Raw genomic sequence first — 16727 nt, 5'->3', positions numbered from 1 at the left:
GACGCCGGGGACAGCCCTCAGGCCCGCGGATAGCGGGCGAGCCAGCCGGGGGACGACGCTCCGGGACCGTGCAGCGCGGTTCCCTGCGTCATCTCCATCGCGAAGTCGTCCGCGAGGACCAGCATCGTGGGACGGCCCTCCAGTTCGGCCAGCCAGGCCGGCGGGAGGGCCGTCTCGCCGTGCAGGGCGCCCAGCAGACCTCCCGTCAGGGCCCCCGCCACCGCGGAGCGCCCGCCGTGGTTCACCGCCAGGCACAGCCCGTGCCGGATGTCCTCCCCGACCAGCGCGCAGTACACGGCGACCGCGAGCAGCCGCTCCGCCGTACCCGCCCCCGCCAGCTCCTCCACCCGGGCCGGCGACGGCATCCCCTGCCGTACGGCCCCCAGCGCCTGCTGCAGGGCCGTGCTGACGGGCTCCTGCCCCGGCCTGGCGGCCAGGATCCCGAGCGCCCGTTGCACGGCGCCGTCGAGGCTCTCCCCGCGGGCCAGCGCGTGCACGATGACGGCGTAGGCCCCCGCCGCGAGATACGCCGTGGGGTGCCCGTGCGTCTGCGCCGCGCACTCGACCGCCAGCTGCACCACCAACTGCGGCTCCCAGCCGACCAGCAGGCCGAACGGCGCGGAGCGCGCGGCGGCCTCGGGGCCCAGCTCGCCCGGGTTCTTGGGCGCGTCCAGCGTGCCCATGGTCTCGTCGCCGAAGCCCGTCAGACAGGCCCTGGCGGGGTCGCGCCGGGCGTACAGCCACTCCTCGCGGGCCAGCCAGCCGTCGTCCTTGCGGCGCTCGTCCGGGCCCCAGTCGCTCTGCGTCGCGGCCCACCGGCGGTACGCGCGGTGCAGGTCGGTCGGCGGATGCCAGGCGCCCGTGTCACGGCGCACCTGGGCGCGGATGAGGCCGTCGAGGGTGAAGAGCGTGAGCTGGCTGAGATGGGTGACGGTGCCCCGGCGGCCGTGCCCCTCGGTGAGGTCGTTCAGCCCCTCCGCGCCGTACTCCTGGCGGATCTCCTCCAGGGTGAGTCCGTCGACCGGAGTCCCGAGGGCGTCGCCCACGGCGGTGCCCAGCAGCGTTCCACGCACCCGGCTGCGGAAGTCCTGCTGTTCGGCACGGCCCCAGACGGCACCGGCTGTCGCACCCACCGAGACCTCCCCAGGCACCGTCCGCACGTCCGACAGCTCAGCACTGTAATCGACCGGGAACGGTCCGTTCAGGGGCGTGAACGGTATGTGAAGTGTGAGCCGAGTAAACCAAGTGATCGCTTATGGACGCCGTTCGGTCGGCTCCTCCTGGATCGTTCGCGGTACGGGACGCGGGACGCGGTACGGAACGCGGTACGGGACGGGACTCGGTACGGGACGGGACTCGGGGCCCCGCCACGCGGTGCTCGATGGCCCCGGGTCACCCGCGTCACCCGGGGCGCGGGACGGACGGCGCCGCGTCCGGTTCCGCCCGCGCCTCGGTGACGCGTTCGGCGAGCGGCGCGAGGCGGTCCAGGTCGGCCCCGGGCGCGCGCAGCAGGGCGTCGAGCACCCGGGACAGGTCGTCCAGGGCCCGTCCGTCCGGCCGCTCCCCGGAGCGGGGCGCGAGGGCGCGCTCCAGGTCGGCCCGGGCCTCGTCGAGGCGTCCCAGGGCGACCAGGGCGCGGGCCCGGCACAGCAGCACCGGTGCCTCGTCGGGCCGCAGCGCCTTCGCCCGGTCGGCGTCGGACAGCGCCCCGGCGGGATCGCCCAGCCCGAGGCGGAGCTCCGCGCGGTGGCGCAGTGCCCAGGGGTACTCGGGAAGCAGGGCGACGGCGCGGTCCAGGTCGGCGAGCGCCTCGGCGGGCCGGCCGAGGTCGCCGTGGCAGACGCCCCGGCTCGCGTACGCCGAGGCGTAGGCGCCGTCGATGCCGATGGCCCGGTCGTAGTCGGCGAGCGCCTCCTCGGGCCGGCCCGCCGAGCGGAGCGCGTCGCCGCGCTCGCACAGTCCCCAGCCCCAGTCGGGCAGCAGGCGCAGGCCGAGGTCGAGGTCGGCCAGCTGCCGGGCCGGCTCCCCCAGGCCCCGCCAGACCCGGGCCCGGCGGCCCAGCGCCCACGGGTAGTCGGGTTTGAGCTCCAGCGCGCGGTTCAGATCCGTGAGGGCCCCGGCGAGCTGTCCGAGCCGCTGCCGGGCCGCTCCCCTGGACGCCCAGGCGAAGTGGTCGGCGGGGTCGAGCGCGATCGCCCGGTCCAGATCGCCGATCGCCTCGGCGTCCTGCCCGAGGACGCGGTGGTACTCACCGCGCAGGGAGAGCGTCCCGGCGTCGTCCGGGTCGAGGGCGGCGGCCCGGTCCAGGTCGGCGACGGCGTTCTCGTAGTCGCGCAGCCCGCTGTGGGCGAGGGCCCTGCCGCGGTGGGCGCGCGCCGGGCCCGGACCGGGCGCGAGGGCCCGGTCGTACTCCGCCAGCGCCTCTTCGTACGCGCCGTCGTGCCGCAGCGCGCCGCCGCGGACCACCCGGGCGAGGGCCTGCCCGGGGCCGTCCAGTCCCCCGCGGTCCAGCAGCACCCCGAGCGCGGCGGCCACCCCGCCGTCCGCGAACGCCTCCGACAGGGCCCGTCCCCAGCTCCGTACGGGTTCCGCGTCCGCGTCCTCACCGGCCTCCGCCAGGACGCGGACCCAGCGTCCGGCGGCGACGTCCCCGCCGTCGCAGGCGTCCACGAACTCCCGCAGCGCGGCGGGCAGCGCGGTCCGCGCGTTCGCGCACAGCAGGTGGTAGGTCTCCGCGAGCCGCAACTCGCGCCGTCCCTCGTCCGCCCAGAGGTCCTCGGTGCCGCCGCCCTCGGCCTCCGCCTCGGCCCGCCACCGCCCGAACGTCTCCGCCAGCCGGGCGTGCCCCCGGGCCCATCCGCGGGGCGAACGCAGCCGCTGCAGGCGCAGCATCGGGGCCCGTACGACGTCGTGGTACTGGACCCGGTCCCCGCGGTCGCTGACGAAGGGGAGCCCGCGCAGCCAGCCGAAGAGCGCGTCGGCCTCGTCCTCGGGGCAGTGCGCGGCGGCCCGGAAGACATCGGCGTCGAGTCTTCTGGGCAGGGCGCAGGCGAGTGCCGCGGCCCGGCGGACGGGGTCCTGCTCCCACCTCAGGAAGCGCTCCACGGCGGTCGCACTGGGATCGCCCACGTCGCCGGGTCCGGTGGGCCGTCCCGCGGCCAGCGTGGACACCAGCACCGGCAGTCCGCCGGTGAGGCGCAGCACCTCCTCGACGACCGGTTCGGCCACCACCCCCCGGTCGGCGAGCAGGGCCCGCGCCTCGGCCTCGGTGAAGGGCGCCAGCGGCACGTCGGCCACGAAGTCGGCGAAGCCGCCCCAGCGGGCGGTGTCGAAGGGCCGCTGTCCGGCGGTGACGACGACGACGTTCGCGGGCAGGGCGCCGTGCCGGTCGGTCGTCATCACCTCGTGCAGCCAGCCGTCGAGGAACAATCCGGTGCGCTCGTAGGTGTCGAAGAGCAGGACGAGCCAGGGGACGCCGTCGGCGGCGGACGTCAGCTCGTCGAGCAGGACCGGGGTGAGGACCCGTTCCGGTGACCGGAGCAGCCGCACGTCCTCCTGGCTGCGCAGCCGGGCACCGATCCCGGCCCGCAACCAGTCCGCCCCGAGTGCGAGTTGGCTGGGGTCGAGGGCTCCCGCGAAGGCGCCGACGCCGGGCAGCAGGCCGAGCCCGACCAGGCTCGCGCGGGCGGCGGCCAGACTGGCCGGCGACGGCGGGGCGACCGGGGGTTCGGGTGTCTCCAGGGCCGCCGCCTCGGCTTCGTGCCGGCGCTCCCGGTGCGTGACCAGGAGCCGGTCGAGGTCCTTGAACCGGTGTCCCTGCCGGGCGAAACACTCACTGATCGCCGTCATCGCCTCGGGCACACTGCCGACACCCTCGTCGACGTACGCGGTCAGCGCCCCCCGTTCCCGGGCGAGCTGCTCCAACTCCCTCACCAGGAAGGTCTTTCCGACTCCCGCGTTGCCGTGCACATGGAACAGGAACCGGTGCCGCTCGTCCTCCGGCGGCAGGTCCAGGTTCTCCCGGAAGGCGGCCCGCTCGGCGCCGCGTCCCACGAACCCCTGCCGTCTGCGCTGCCGGATCAGCTCCTGCATCGACGGCCGCCCCCGCACCATCCGCCCGTCCCCTCCGTCACCGACGTCACCGCTCGCCCGGTCCGGGCTCCAGTCTGGCGCAGACCGCCGGGTACGGCGCGGGTCATGCCTGGACGGGCGACGCCGTCTTCGTCGGACGGGCGACGCCGTCTTCGTCGGACCGGCGACGCCGTCCTCGTCACTCGACGACCGAGACGGCCGTCCCCTTGCTGCCGAACTTCCAGACGGCGTCCCCGTCGGCGCTGTGCATCCGGATCGCCCCGGTCTTCGCTCCGGGCGAGGGCTGGGGCGAGGAGCCGTCCTGGGCGTTGGAGAAGGCGATGAAGACGCCCGACCGCACGGTGAAGTAGACGATGTTCTCGACCTTCTTCCCGTCCGTCCCGGTGGTGGAGGCGTCGGTGGACGACACCGCGTAGCGGCCCGGCACCGGGCTCACCGTGCCCGGCCACACCGTGAAGGTACGGCTCGCGGCGCCGGTCGCGTCGACGAGCCAGACACGGCGCTGGGCGAGGGAGTAGACGATGCGGCGGCCCGTTCCGGACCCACCGGGGACCGCGGCCGGCGCGCTCTTCCGGGGCGTGGCGGAGGGGTGCGGGCCGGCTGTGGCGGAGGACTTCGGCCGCTTGGCCGAGGCGACCGGGTGGGCGCCCTGGTCGGCCTGCGCGGCCAGGGCGGTGACGCCGACGAGCGCCGCCGCGGTCAGACCGGTGACCCAGACCCAGGAGGGAAGCCGTCGGGCAGGCACGGACACGCAACTCCTCAGCTCATGAAGCTTCCGGCTGACGAAGCTTCCGACCCTCGACCGAGGGTCGGATCATCGTACTGTGAGCCGCCGAGTCCGAACGCCGACCCCGGCCTCCCGGGCCGGGTACGCGGCCCGGGCTCTCGCCCGGACCCGCCCCGGATGCCCGCCGGTCCCTCACTCCAGCACGGGAAGCAGTTCCGGCAGGTGGCCGTCCGACGCCGCCGCCGCGCGCTGCCGCTCCTCGGGCACCTCGCCGTAGAGGGTGGTCCGGGGCCTCGCCGGGCGCCCCGCCGCCGCCGCGACCGCGACGAGGTCCTTGACGGACTTGTAGGAGCCGTACGAGGAGCCCGCCATCCGGGAGATGGTCTCCTCCATCAGCGTCCCGCCGAGGTCGTTGGCGCCGGAGCGGAGCATCTCCGCCGCGCCCTCGGTGCCCAGCTTCACCCAGCTGGTCTGGATGTTGGGGATGTGGGGGTGGAGCAGCAGGCGGGCCATGGCGGTCACCGCGCGGTTGTCGCGGACCGTCGGACCCGGCCGGGCGATGCCCGCCAGGTAGACGGGCGCGTTGGTGTGGATGAAGGGGAGCGTCACGAACTCCGTGAAGCCGCCGGTCCGCTGCTGGATGCGCGACAGGGTGCGGAGATGGCCGAGCCAGTGCCGGGGCTGGTCCACATGGCCGTACATCATCGTCGAGGAGGAGCGGATGCCCAGTTCGTGCGCCGTCGTGACGACCTCGATCCAGGTCGCCGCGGGCAGCTTGCCCTTGGTCAGGATCCAGCGGACCTCGTCGTCCAGGATCTCCGCGGCGGTGCCGGGGATGGTGTCGAGCCCCGCCTCCTTCGCCGCGGTCAGCCACTCACGGACGGACATCCCCGTACGCGTGGCGCCGTTGACGACCTCCATCGGGGAGAAGGCGTGCACGTGCATGCCGGGAACGCGCTCCTTCACCGCCTTCGCGATGTCGAAGTACGCGGTGCCGGGCAGGTCGGGGTGGATGCCGCCCTGCATGCAGACCTCGACCGCCCCGACGTCCCAGGCCTGCGCGGCCCGGTCGGCCACCTGCTCCAGGGACAGCGTGTAGGCGTCGGCGTCGGTACGGCGCTGGGCGAAGGCGCAGAAACGGCAGCCGGTGTAGCAGACGTTGGTGAAGTTGATGTTCCTGGTGACGATGTACGTGACGTCGTCGCCGACGGCGGACCTGCGGACGTCGTCCGCGACGCGGCACAGCGCGTCCAGCGCCGGTCCGTCCGCGTGCAGCAGCGCGAGCGCCTCGTCGTCCGTCAGCCTCGTCGGGTCGTCCGCGGCCGTCCTCAGCGCGGCCCGGACGTCCGTGTCGATGCGGGACGGCACCATGCCGGGGGCCGCCGCCTCCCGCAGCGCCTCCCAGTCGCCGTAGACGAGGTCGAAGTCCTCGCGGCGGTCGCCGGTGCGGCCCTCGGTGTCGATCGACGCGTGCAGATCGGTGCGCCCCGACGCCGTGAACGCCTCCTCCGGCTCCTGCCAGGGGTGTCCCTCGACGACGGCGCCGGGCAGGGCCAGGCCCGTCTCCGGGTCCGCCAGCGCCCGGACGTGCGGCAGCAGCCGCGGGTCCAGCCAGGGCTCGCCGCGCCGGACGAACTCCGGGTACACGCAGAGCCGTTCGCGCAGTTCGAAGCCGGCGGCACGGGACCGCTCGGCCAGTTCCTCGATCCGCGGCCACGGCCGCTCGGGGTTGACGTGGTCGATGGTCAGCGGGGACACCCCGCCCCAGTCGTCGATCCCCGCGCCGATCAGCCGCCCGTACTCGGAGTCCACCAGGTTGGGCGGCGCCTGGAGGCAGGCGGCCGGGCCCATGACGTGCCGGGCGACGGCCACCGCGGCGACCAGTTCGTCCAGTTCCGCGTCCGGCATCCCGCGCATCGCGGTGTCCGGCTTGGCCCGGAAGTTCTGGATGATCAGTTCCTGAATGCCGTGGTAGGCGCGGGAGACGCGGCGGAGCGCGAAGAGGGAGTCGGCGCGCTCCTCGTACGTCTCGCCGATGCCGATGAGCAGCCCGCTGGTGAAGGGGACCGACGAGCGGCCCGCGTCCTCCAGGACCCGCAGCCGTACGGCGGGTTCCTTGTCCGGGGAGCCGTGGTGCGGTCCGCCGGGCTCGCTCCACAGCCGGGTGGCCGTCGTCTCCAGCATCATCCCCATGCTGGGCGCGACCGGCTTGAGCCGCTGGAAGTCGGTCCAGGACAGGACGCCCGGGTTGAGGTGCGGGAGCAGGCCCGTCTCCTCCAGGATGCGGACGGAGATGGCCCGCACATAGGCGATCGTGTCGTCGTACCCGTGCGCGTCCAGCCACTCCCGGGCCTCGGGCCAGCGGTCCTCGGGCTTGTCGCCGAGGGTGATGAGGGCTTCCTTGCAGCCGAGTTCGGCCCCGCGCCGGGCGATGTCGAGGACCTCGTCCGGCGACATGAACATCCCGTGCCCGGCCCGGCGCAGCTTGCCCGGGACGGTCACGAAGGTGCAGTAGTGGCATTTGTCCCGGCACAGCCGGGTGAGCGGGACGAACACGCTCTTGGAGTACGTGATGACGCCGGGTCGGCCCGCGGCGTCCAGGCCCGCGTCCCGCACCCGCGCGGCGGACGCGGCGAGGTCGTCGAGATCCTCGCCGCGCGCCTGGAGCAGGACGGCCGCCTCGGTGACGTCGAGCGCGACGCCGTCCCGCGCGCGCCGGAGCGCCCGCCGCATGGAGTTCGCCGTCGGCCCGGTCCCGGGAGTCGCGGAAGTCGTCATCCTTCGAGCATACGATCGCCGTGATCAGGCGTCGGAGGGCGCGGGCGGATTCCCGTCGCGCGGCGGCGCGGCGCGGGCGCGGGGCCGGTGCGGCGGATACGGGGGCGCGGTCGGCACCGGCCGGCGCGCGCCGCTGGTGACCGGCGGGCGCGGCGCCTACGTTGGAAGGCGTGACCTTCGCGAGCGGCGCCGGAGCGGACGGCCGTACCGGGACCCGGACGGTGTCGGGCACGCTGCCCGTCGGCGCGCCGGACTACGTGTACCTCCCGGTCGAAGTCCCGGACGGGGTGCGGGAGATCCGTGTCGCGTACGACTACGACAGACCGCCGGTCCCGGCGGGCACCGCGGGCAACGCGCTCGACATCGGCCTCTTCGACGAACGCGGCACGGAGCTGGGCGGCGAGGGCTTCCGCGGCTGGTCGGGCGGGGCACGCCCGGAGTTCTTCGTCCGGGCCGACGACGCGACCCCCGGATACCTCCCCGGCCGGATCCGTCCCGGCACCTGGCACATCGCGCTCGGCCCGTACACGGTGGCACCCCAGGGCCTGTCGTACGAGGTCACCGTCACGCTCTCCCACGGGGAGCAGGCCGCGGCTCCGGCCCCGGTGTACCCGCCGCCCCGCGCGAGGGGCCGCGGGCGTGCCTGGTACCGGGGCGACTGCCATCTGCACTCCTGGTACTCGGACGGCCGCCGCACCCCGGCGGAGATCGCGGCCCTGGCCCGGGCGGCGGGGCTGGACTTCATCAACAGCTCGGACCACAACACCCACTCCTCGCACCCGCACTGGGCGGACCACGCGGGCGACGACCTGCTGATCATGCTCGGCGAGGAGGTCACCACGCGCAACGGCCATGTGCTGGCGCTCGGCACCGACCCGGGGACGTTCGTCGACTGGCGCTACCGCGCCCGCGACGGCCGATTCGGCCGTTTCGCCCGCCGGATCCGGGACGCGGGCGGCCTGGTCGTCCCGGCGCATCCGCACGCCGGCTGCGTCGGCTGCGGCTGGAAGTTCGGGTTCGGGGAGGCGGACGCGGTCGAGGTGTGGAACGGTCCGTACACGCCGGACGACGAGGTGGCCCTCGCCGAGTGGGACAACACGCTGGTCGCGTCCGTCCGTTCGGCGTCGCGGACCTGGCCCCCGGCGATGGGCAACAGCGACGCCCACCGGGCCCCGGACGCGGTCGGCACGCCCCAGACGGTCGTCCTCGCCGACGACCTGACCCGGGAGGCGGTCCAGGCGGGCATCCGCGCGGGCCGCTCCTACGTGGCGGAGTCCGGGAGGGTGGCGCTGGCGTTCACCGCGTCCGGTCCGGCCGGTGAACACGCCGAGACCGGCGGCCGGTTGGAGGTGGCGCCGGACGCCCCGGTGACGGTCCGCCTGGAGGTCTCGGGCGCCCCGCGCTGCCGGGTCCGGCTCGTCACCGACCAGGGGGTCGTGTTCACCGGTGGCGTCCTGCCGGTCTCCGGTTCGGGCACCGTGGAGTGGCGGACGACCGCGGGGTCCGCTGCCTACGTACGGGCCGAGCTGCGGCACGAGACGGCGGCGGGTCCCGTCCCGGGCGCCCTGGCCGCGTTCACCAACCCGGTCTTCCTGGGCGCCTGAACGGCGGGTTTCCCGCCTCGCCGGGGGCCGGCGGGACGACCAGGAGGACCATGAGCGCGGCCCGCCCCGGCCGCCCTCCGCCGCCCGGGGCGGGGAGAGAGATCCCGGCGAGCGCCGCCGGCGTGACGAGCGGCACCCCGGCCCGGGCGACCGGGACGAGCGTGTCCCCGGAGTCCGTCGCCCGCACCCCGTCCCGGCAGGTCTCGCGGGCGACGGCGAGTAGTGGGCCGAGAACGCTCAGGGCCGCCCACCGAAGGGGGTGCACCGGGGTCGGGTGGTGTCGGTGTCCGTCATGCCGACGACGCCACGGAGGGCGGGGAACGGCCGGCGTCCGTCGTCGTGCTCGGGCCGCGGCGGCCCGGGGCCCGAGCAGTGCCGCTACGGCCGGTCCGGCGTCGCGTTGGCGAGCCGGTCGAGCCACTCGCCGAGCAGCGCGGACTCGGCGCCGGTGAGGGCCGGCCCCGCGGTCCCCCGCAGGAGCGCGCCCAGGCGGGCCGCCACGGCGGGCACCGTCGCCTCACCCCTGCCGGCCGTCGGCGCGCCGGAGGCGGAAGCGGTACCGGGCGCCGGGGCGGCGCTCCCGCTTCCGGACCGGCCGCCTCCCGGGGCCCCGGCCTCCCCGGTGCCGGTGCCGGTGTCCGTGGCCGTGTCGGCCATCACCCCGGGTACGAAGACCGCGGTGTGCACGGCGTCCCGTACCCGGCGTGACAGGGTCCGGTCGTCGAAGGTGGCCGGGCGGGAGACCAGCATCAGGCAGACGCCCACGTTGGCGGACATGATCATCTGGGCGGCCAGTTCGGGAGCCAGCCGCAGCTTGCCCTGTTCGGCCGCCCGCCGGAGGTCCCCGGTGAGGATGCGGTGGGACTCCAGGGCCGCGGCGGGCGGGGTGCGCATGGCCGGGGAGTTCATCAGCCGGTAGAGGTTGGGGTTGCGCAAGGCGAAGTCCGTATGGGTGTCCCAGCCCTCGCGCAGGTCCCCTACGGGGTCCGTACCGGGGGTCCGGTCGCGCTTGGTCGCCAGGTACCGGTCGAAGCCCTGGTCGACGACCGCCGACAGCAGACCCTCCTTGTCCCCGAAGTGGCGGTAGAGCGCCGGGGCGCCGACCCCGGCGGCCTCGCACACCGCCCGGGTCGAGACGTCACCGTCGGGTGACCGGGCGACCAGGTCGGCCGCCACCTGGAGGATGCGTTCCCTGGTGCCCACGGGTGCGGCGCCGGCCGGGTTCACGCGGCCCCCTCCCGTGCGGCCGGACGCGGGGTCAGCAGGTCCGCCAGGCCGATCCGGGTCAGGAACTCGGTGCGGATACGGTCCGCGACCCGGCTGACCTCCTCCGAGCCGTCGTCCGAGGGGTCCACGTGCACCCGGAACGGCCGCTCGCCGTCCGGGGCGTCGACGATCCCGACGACGGCGTCGGCGACGAGGGACGCGTCGGCGTCGGCGGGCGCGAGAGCGGCGAGGCGGCGGCCGACCTGGTCGGTCAGGCCCGCGTAGCGCTCCTCGTACGCGTGTGCCACCGCGCCGTCGGAGGGGTGGCCGCCGTTCGCGAAGTGCTCCGTGCCGGAGGTGAAGGCACCCGGCACCACGATGCTGGTCTCGATGCCGAAGCGGGCCAGCTCGGCGGCGTACGACACCGCGAGCGCGTCCATCGCCGCCTTGGCGGCGAAGTACGGCGCCAGATAGGGCGGGGTGCCGCCGCGCGAGGAGGTCGAGCCGACCCAGAGCAGCAGGCCGTGACCCTGGGCGCGCAGGTGCGGCAGCGCGGCCCGGTTGACCCGCTGGGTGCCGAGCACGTTCGTGTCGTAGACCGCGGCCAGTTCCTCTGGGGTGAAGGCCTCCGCCGGGCCGGTCACCATGTGCCCGGCGTTGTGGACCAGCACGTCCAGGGTGCCGGACCGGGCCAGCACCTCGGCGACCGCCGCGTCGGCCGACTCCTGGGAGAGGACGTCCAGTTCGACGGTACGGAGGTCCACTCCGTGTGCGGTGGCGTACTCCTCGGCGCGGGCGACCCGCTCCGCGTTGCGGCCGGCGGTGTCGCGCATCGCCGCGTACACCGTGTGTCCGGCGCGGGCGAGGGCACGGGCCGACAGGGCGCCGAAGCCCGAACCGGCGCCGGTGATGAGGATCGTCCTGCGCGGAACGGACACGGCATCGGGAACAGGACGCGGATCGGTGTCCATGGCTGAACTCCTGGTTCTGTTTCTGGGTTTCTGCTTCTGAGGAGGGGCGGAGACGGAGAACGGCGGGAGGAGGAGGAAGCGGTGGGGTCCCGTCCGCTAGATGACGCCGCCGTTGACGCGGAGGACCTGCCCGTTGACCCAGCGGCCGTCGGGGCCCGCGAGGAAGGACACCACGCCGGCGATGTCCTCGGGCACGCCCAGACGCTCCAGCGGGGGCTGGGCGGCCGCCCGGGCGATGGTCTCCTCGTCCTTGCCGTCCAGGTACAGGGAGGTGGCGGTGGGCCCGGGGGCCACCACGTTGACGGTGACGTCCCGGCCGCGCAGCTCGCGGGCGACGATCAGGGTCATGGCCTCGACGGCGCCCTTCGAGGCGGCGTATCCGCTGTAGCCGGGGATGGCCAGCCCCAGTACGGAGCTGGAGAAGTTGACGAGGGCGCCGCCCGCGCGCAGCCGGCGGACGGCCTGCTGTCCGACGACGAACGTGCCGCGCACGTTGGTCCGGTGCATCCGGTCCAGGGCGTCGAGGTCGAGGTCGGCGAGCGGCGCGAGGGTCATCACCCCGGCGGCGTGCACGACGACGTCGACTCCGCCGAAACGGGCCTCCACCGTGTCGAAGAGGTCCGCCATCGCCGTCTCGTCGGCGACGTCCGCGCGCAGGGCGAGGGCCTCGCCGCCCGCGTCGGTGATCGCGGCCACGGCCTTGTCGGCCTCCGCCTGGTTGCCCGCGTAGTTGACCACGACGGCGTACCCGTCGGCGGCCAGCCGTTCGGCGGTCTGGCGGCCGATCCCGCGGGATCCGCCGGTGACGACCGCGACGCGCGGGGAGGTGCCGGTCCGTTCGCTCATGACGTTGCTCCTCGACCTTCGGGGGTAGCGGTGTTCGCAACCCGACGAGAGCAACGCTAACACTGATTCCGTAGCGGCGCTACCGTTTGTGGGTAGCGCCGCTACGGCGAGGGTCCGGCCGGGTCACCCCGGCCACACGAGGGCCTGCAGCTCGCTGTAGGCGTGCAGCGCGTAGGAGCCCACGTCCCGTCCGACACCGCTCCGCTTGAAGCCGCCGAAGGGCGCCTCCATGTTGCGGCCGACGGTGTTGATCCCGACCCCGCCCGACCTGAGCCGCCGGGCCACCCGGAAGGCACGGGCCACGTCGCCCGACCACACGTAGTCGATCAGCCCGTAGTCGCTGTCGTTGGCGAGCGCGATCCCCTCCTCCTCGTCGTCGAAGGGCACGACCACGACGACGGGCCCGAAGATCTCCTCGCGGACCACCCGCATGTCCGCCGTGCAGTCCGCGAGCAGCGTGGGGGCGACGTAGAACCCCCGGTCGCAGGGCGGCCGTTCACCGCCCGCCACCACCCGCGCGCCCTCCTTCCGGCCGAGGTCGACGTACGCCTCGATCCGGTCCCGGTGGGCCGCCGAGACGACCGGCCCGACCACCGTCCCCGGCTCCCGTGGATCGCCGACCGGCAGCCGCCCGGCGTACGCGGCGAGTCCGTCGACCAGCCGGTCGTACACACCCCGTTGCGCGATCACCCGGGTCGGCGCCGTGCAGATCTGACCGCTGTAGAAGGAGTACGTGGTGCCGATCCCCGACACCGCCGCCGCGAGGTCGGCGTCGTCGAAGACGAGGGCAGCTCCCTTCCCGCCCAGCTCCATCAGCTGGCGCTTCATCCCGCGGCCGCACACCTCGGCGATACGCCGGCCGACGGCGGTCGAGCCGGTGAAACTGACCATGTCCACGTCCTCGCAGTCCACGGCCGCCTCCCCGGCCGCCGGACGCGAACCGCTCACCACGTTGACCACGCCGGGGGGCACACCCGCCGCCTCCAGCGCCTCCGCCATCCGGTAGACGGACAGCGGATCCTGCGGGGCCGGCTTCACGACCACCGTGTTGCCCATGGCGAGCGCGGGGGCGACCTTCCCCGCCGGATTGGCCCAGGGGTTGTTGTACGAGGTGATGCAGGTGACCACGCCGACGGGCTGGCGCACCGCGAGGGCGCTCATCACGGCCGCCCCGCCGAACGGTCCCGCCTCGTTGATCTGCGGCGGCAGCGGCTGCTCGGCCGGCTCGACCCGGGCGTACCGCCGGAAGCGGGCGGCCGCCACCCCCACCTGCATCCCGCGCGCGGTCGCCGTCGTGGCACCGCTCTCGGCCGCGGCGAGTTCGGCGTACGGGACGAGGGAGCGCCTGATGGCGTCGGCCGCCCGGCCGAGCACGGCGGCACGCTCCTCCGGAGCCGTCCGGGACCAGGGCCCGAAGGCCTCACGGGCGGCGGCCGCCGCCGCCCGCACCTGGTCCCGGGAGGCCTCCGGCGCCCACCCGACGAGCCCCTCGGTCGCCGGGTCGGTCACCGCGTAGTGCCCGTCGTCGGGCGCGACCCACGAGCCGCCGATGAACAGCCGCTGTGCCCCGGCCCCCGGGCCGCTGCCGGTGGCACCGCTCACCGGGTGCTCACCGTCCTCGTGTCCCGCCCGGAGCGGAGCACCTTCCCGGGGACGGCGCCGGTGACCGTGTCGTCGCGGATCGCCTCGACCCCGTTGACCCACACCGCGCGCACGCCGATCGCCCTGGAGTCCAGCCGCGGGCTGTCCCCGGGCAGGTCGTGCACCAGGGTGGCCTTGCCCGCGTCGATCCGCTCCGGGTCGAAGAGCACGAGGTCCGCGTGGAAGCCCTCGGCGACCCGCCCGCGCTCGCGGAGTCCGAAGAGGCGCGCCGGGTCGTCGGTGAGCATCCGCACCGCCCGCTCCAGCGGCACCAGTCGCCGGCCGCGCAGACAGTCCCCGAGGAAGCGGGTCGTGTAGGGGGCCCCGCACATGCGGTCCAGATGGGCGCCCGCGTCCGAGCCGCCGAGCAGCACGTCCGGATGCTGCCAGGTCTCGGCGCGCAGGGCCCAGGAGGCGGGGTCGTTGTCGGAGGGCATGGGCCACAGCACGGTCCGCAGCCCGTCGGCGGCGCAGATCTCGACCAGGCACTCGAAGGGCTCCTGGCCGCGTTCGGCCGCGATGTCCCCGACCACCCGCCCGGTGAGCCCCTCGTTCGCGGCGCTGTAGGTGTCGCCGATCACGTACCGCCCGAAGTGCGCGAGCCGCCGGAAGACACCGGCCTCCTTGGAGCCGGCCCGGCGCAGCATCTCGGCCCGGACGTCCGCGTCGCGGAGCCTGGCGATGCGCTCGGGGACGGGCAGGGCGAGGACCTCGCCCCATCCGGGGATCAGGTTCAGCGCGCAGAAGGTGCCCAGCGACATGTTCATGGGGGTGAGGATCGGCATGGTGAGGGCCACCACCCGGCCGCCGGCCTTCCGTGCCCGTTCGCTCGCCAGCAGCTGCCTCGGCACCCGTTCGGGCACGGCGGCGTCGACCGTCAGCACGTTCCAGTTCAGCGGCCGGCCCGCCGCCGCGCTCATCTCGGCGAAGAGGTCGATCTCGGCGTCGCTGAACTGGTCGAGGCAGCCGGCCGTGATCGCCTCGATCTGGGTGCCCTCGTGCTCCCCCACCGCCCGGCTGAGGGCGAGCAGTTCGGCGGGGCGGGCGTGCCGTGAGGCGACCGGCCTGCCGTCCCCGTCGGAGTGGGTGGAGGACTGGGTGGTGGACAGGCCCCAGGCGCCGGCGTCCATCGCCTCGTGGAGCAGCGTGAGCATCCGCGCCAGTTGCTCCCCGGTGGGCTGCCCGCCCACCGCGTCCGCGCCCATCACGTACCGGCGCAGTGCGCAGTGGCCCACCATGAAGCCCGCGTTGACGGCGATCCGCCCCTCCAGCGCGTCCAGGTAGTCGCCGAAGGTGTGCCAGTTCCAGGGCGCGCCCTCCTCCAGGGCGACCAGGGACATGCCCTCGACCTTGGACATCATCCGCCGTGTGTAGTCGGCGTCCTCGGGCCGCTCGGGGTGGAGCGGGGCGAGGGTGAAGCCGCAGTTGCCGCCCGCGACCGTGGTGACCCCGTGGTTCAGGGACGGGGTCGCGTAGGGGTCCCAGAAGAGCTGGGCGTCGTAGTGGGTGTGCGGGTCGACGAAGCCGGGGGCGAGGACGAGACCCGTGGCGTCCTCGCTCGTCCGGGACGGCTGCGTGACCGTGCCGATCACGGCGATCCGGCCGTCCCGGACGCCGACGTCCGCGCGGCGGCCGGGCGCGCCCGTGCCGTCGACGACGGTGGCGTCCCTGATGACGTGGTCGAGCATGGCCGCCCCCTCAGGAAGCCTGGCGGAACCGGGTGGTCCGGTGCACCGGGTCCGTGTCGATCTTCGGAATCACGTGCCGGCCGATCAGCTCGATGGTCTGGAGCGTGGATGCGCGCGAGACCCCGACCGGCAGGCCGAAGGAGAGCTGGTCGGCGCCCGCCTGCTCCCACCGCTTGCACTGGGTGAGCACCTCGTCCGGGTCGCCGCAGATCAGCAGCTCCTCGGCGATCAGCAGCTCGATGAACTCCTCGTTGTACTCGGGGAGGGTCTCGGGCCAGACGGGGAAGCCCTCGGGGCGCGGGAAGGTGTCGTGGTAGCGGAAGACGAGGGAGGGCAGGTAGTGCAGGCCCCCGCTGACGGCGATCCGGACGGCCTCGTCGTGCGTCGGCGCGCAGATCGCGGTGGTCGTCACCATCACGTTGTCGTTGACGAAGTCCCCGACGGGCTCCGCCTCGACGACGGCCGTCTTGTACTGCTCGAGGACCCACTCCATGTCGGAGACCTTCTGGACGCTGAAGCCGAGCACGCCGAGCCCCTTGCGGGCGGCCATCGCGTACGAGGGCGGCGACCCGGCGGCGTACCACATGGCGGGGTGGGACTTCCCGTACGGCTTGGGCAGGATCTTGCGCGGCGGGAGCTGCCAGTGCTTGCCCTGGAACCCGGGGTACTCCTCCTGGAGCCACATCTTCGGGAACTCGGCGATGGTCTCCTCCCAGATCTCCTTGGTGTGGTTCATGTCGGTGATACCGGGGAGGAAGCCGAGGATCTCGTGCGAGCCGGCGCCGCGGCCGGACCCGAACTCGAAGCGGTTGCCTGTGAGGTGGTCGAGCATGGCGACCTTCTCGGCCACCTTCACCGGGTGGTTGACCTGGGCGAGCGGGTTGAAGATGCCCGATCCGAGGTGGATCCGCTCGGTCGCGTGCGCCAGGTAGCCGAGGTAGACGTCGTTGGCGGAGAGGTGCGAGTACTCCTCCAGGAAGTGGTGCTCGGACGCCCAGGCGTACTTGAAGCCGGACCTGTCCGCCTGGATGACGTACTCGGTCTCCTCCATCAGCGCCTTGTGTTCCGCGAGCGGGTCGGTCTCGGCGCGCTTTCCCACGTATCCCTGTACAAAGAGCCCGAATTCCACGGAGGTTCACCGTCCCCACATTCGTATCTGACATGCCGTCAGATC

General features: G+C 74.4%; 10 protein-coding genes and 1 pseudogene. 1 reads left to right on the top strand and 10 read right to left on the bottom strand.

Annotated elements, in window-relative coordinates:
- Positions 1-17: 17 nt before the first annotated feature.
- The 4 genes from OG776_RS23965 to OG776_RS23950 form a co-directional block, all read right to left on the bottom strand.
- Positions 18-1133 carry an ADP-ribosylglycohydrolase family protein gene (locus OG776_RS23965; RefSeq protein WP_148008911.1) on the bottom strand — a complete coding sequence of 372 codons (1116 nt, stop codon included), beginning with the start codon at positions 1131-1133 and terminating at the stop codon, positions 18-20.
- A gap of 268 nt (positions 1134-1401) precedes the next feature.
- On the bottom strand, positions 1402-4092 hold the full coding sequence (locus OG776_RS23960; RefSeq protein WP_329322513.1) for a tetratricopeptide repeat protein: 2691 nt from the start codon (positions 4090-4092) through the stop codon (positions 1402-1404).
- A gap of 178 nt (positions 4093-4270) precedes the next feature.
- Positions 4271-4837, bottom strand: coding sequence for a hypothetical protein (locus OG776_RS23955; RefSeq protein WP_187285589.1), 567 nt, complete (start codon positions 4835-4837; stop codon positions 4271-4273).
- Between the two features lie 174 nt (positions 4838-5011).
- Positions 5012-7597 (bottom strand): bifunctional FO biosynthesis protein CofGH, encoded by a 2586-nt coding sequence (locus tag OG776_RS23950; protein ID WP_148008914.1) that lies wholly within the window; start codon positions 7595-7597, stop codon positions 5012-5014.
- 133 nt (positions 7598-7730) lie between these two features.
- Between OG776_RS23950 and OG776_RS23945 the strand changes: the two are divergent.
- Positions 7731-9201 (top strand): annotated as a pseudogene (locus OG776_RS23945) (CehA/McbA family metallohydrolase).
- Between the two features lie 378 nt (positions 9202-9579).
- On the opposite strand, the gene OG776_RS23940 reads toward OG776_RS23945, so the two are convergent.
- The 6 genes from OG776_RS23940 to OG776_RS23915 form a co-directional block, all read right to left on the bottom strand.
- Complete coding sequence (locus OG776_RS23940; protein ID WP_148009449.1) at positions 9580-10404, bottom strand: TetR/AcrR family transcriptional regulator; 825 nt, start codon at positions 10402-10404, stop codon at positions 9580-9582.
- A 20-nt stretch (positions 10405-10424) separates the two neighbouring features.
- A complete protein-coding gene (locus tag OG776_RS23935) occupies positions 10425-11378 on the bottom strand; it encodes an SDR family NAD(P)-dependent oxidoreductase (protein ID WP_148008916.1) in 954 nt (317 codons plus the stop codon).
- A gap of 96 nt (positions 11379-11474) precedes the next feature.
- Positions 11475-12224: an SDR family oxidoreductase gene (locus OG776_RS23930; protein WP_148008917.1), complete on the bottom strand. Its 750-nt coding sequence runs from the start codon at positions 12222-12224 to the stop codon at positions 11475-11477.
- 123 nt (positions 12225-12347) lie between these two features.
- A complete protein-coding gene (locus OG776_RS23925; RefSeq protein ID WP_148008918.1) occupies positions 12348-13826 on the bottom strand; it encodes an aldehyde dehydrogenase family protein in 1479 nt (492 codons plus the stop codon).
- A complete protein-coding gene (locus OG776_RS23920) occupies positions 13823-15553 on the bottom strand; it encodes an N-acyl-D-amino-acid deacylase family protein (protein WP_148008919.1) in 1731 nt (576 codons plus the stop codon). The genes OG776_RS23925 and OG776_RS23920 overlap by 4 nt, the downstream gene beginning before the upstream one ends.
- Before the next feature lie 10 nt (positions 15554-15563).
- Positions 15564-16682, bottom strand: coding sequence for an LLM class flavin-dependent oxidoreductase (locus tag OG776_RS23915; protein WP_148008920.1), 1119 nt, complete (start codon positions 16680-16682; stop codon positions 15564-15566).
- Positions 16683-16727 lie beyond the last annotated feature (45 nt).

Origin of the sequence: Streptomyces sp. NBC_01689 (genome assembly GCF_036250675.1) — a bacterium.
Lineage (GTDB): Bacteria > Actinomycetota > Actinomycetes > Streptomycetales > Streptomycetaceae > Streptomyces.
The sequence above is the reverse complement of the archived record's forward strand: the minus strand, read 5'-3'. Positions and strand labels throughout refer to the sequence as shown.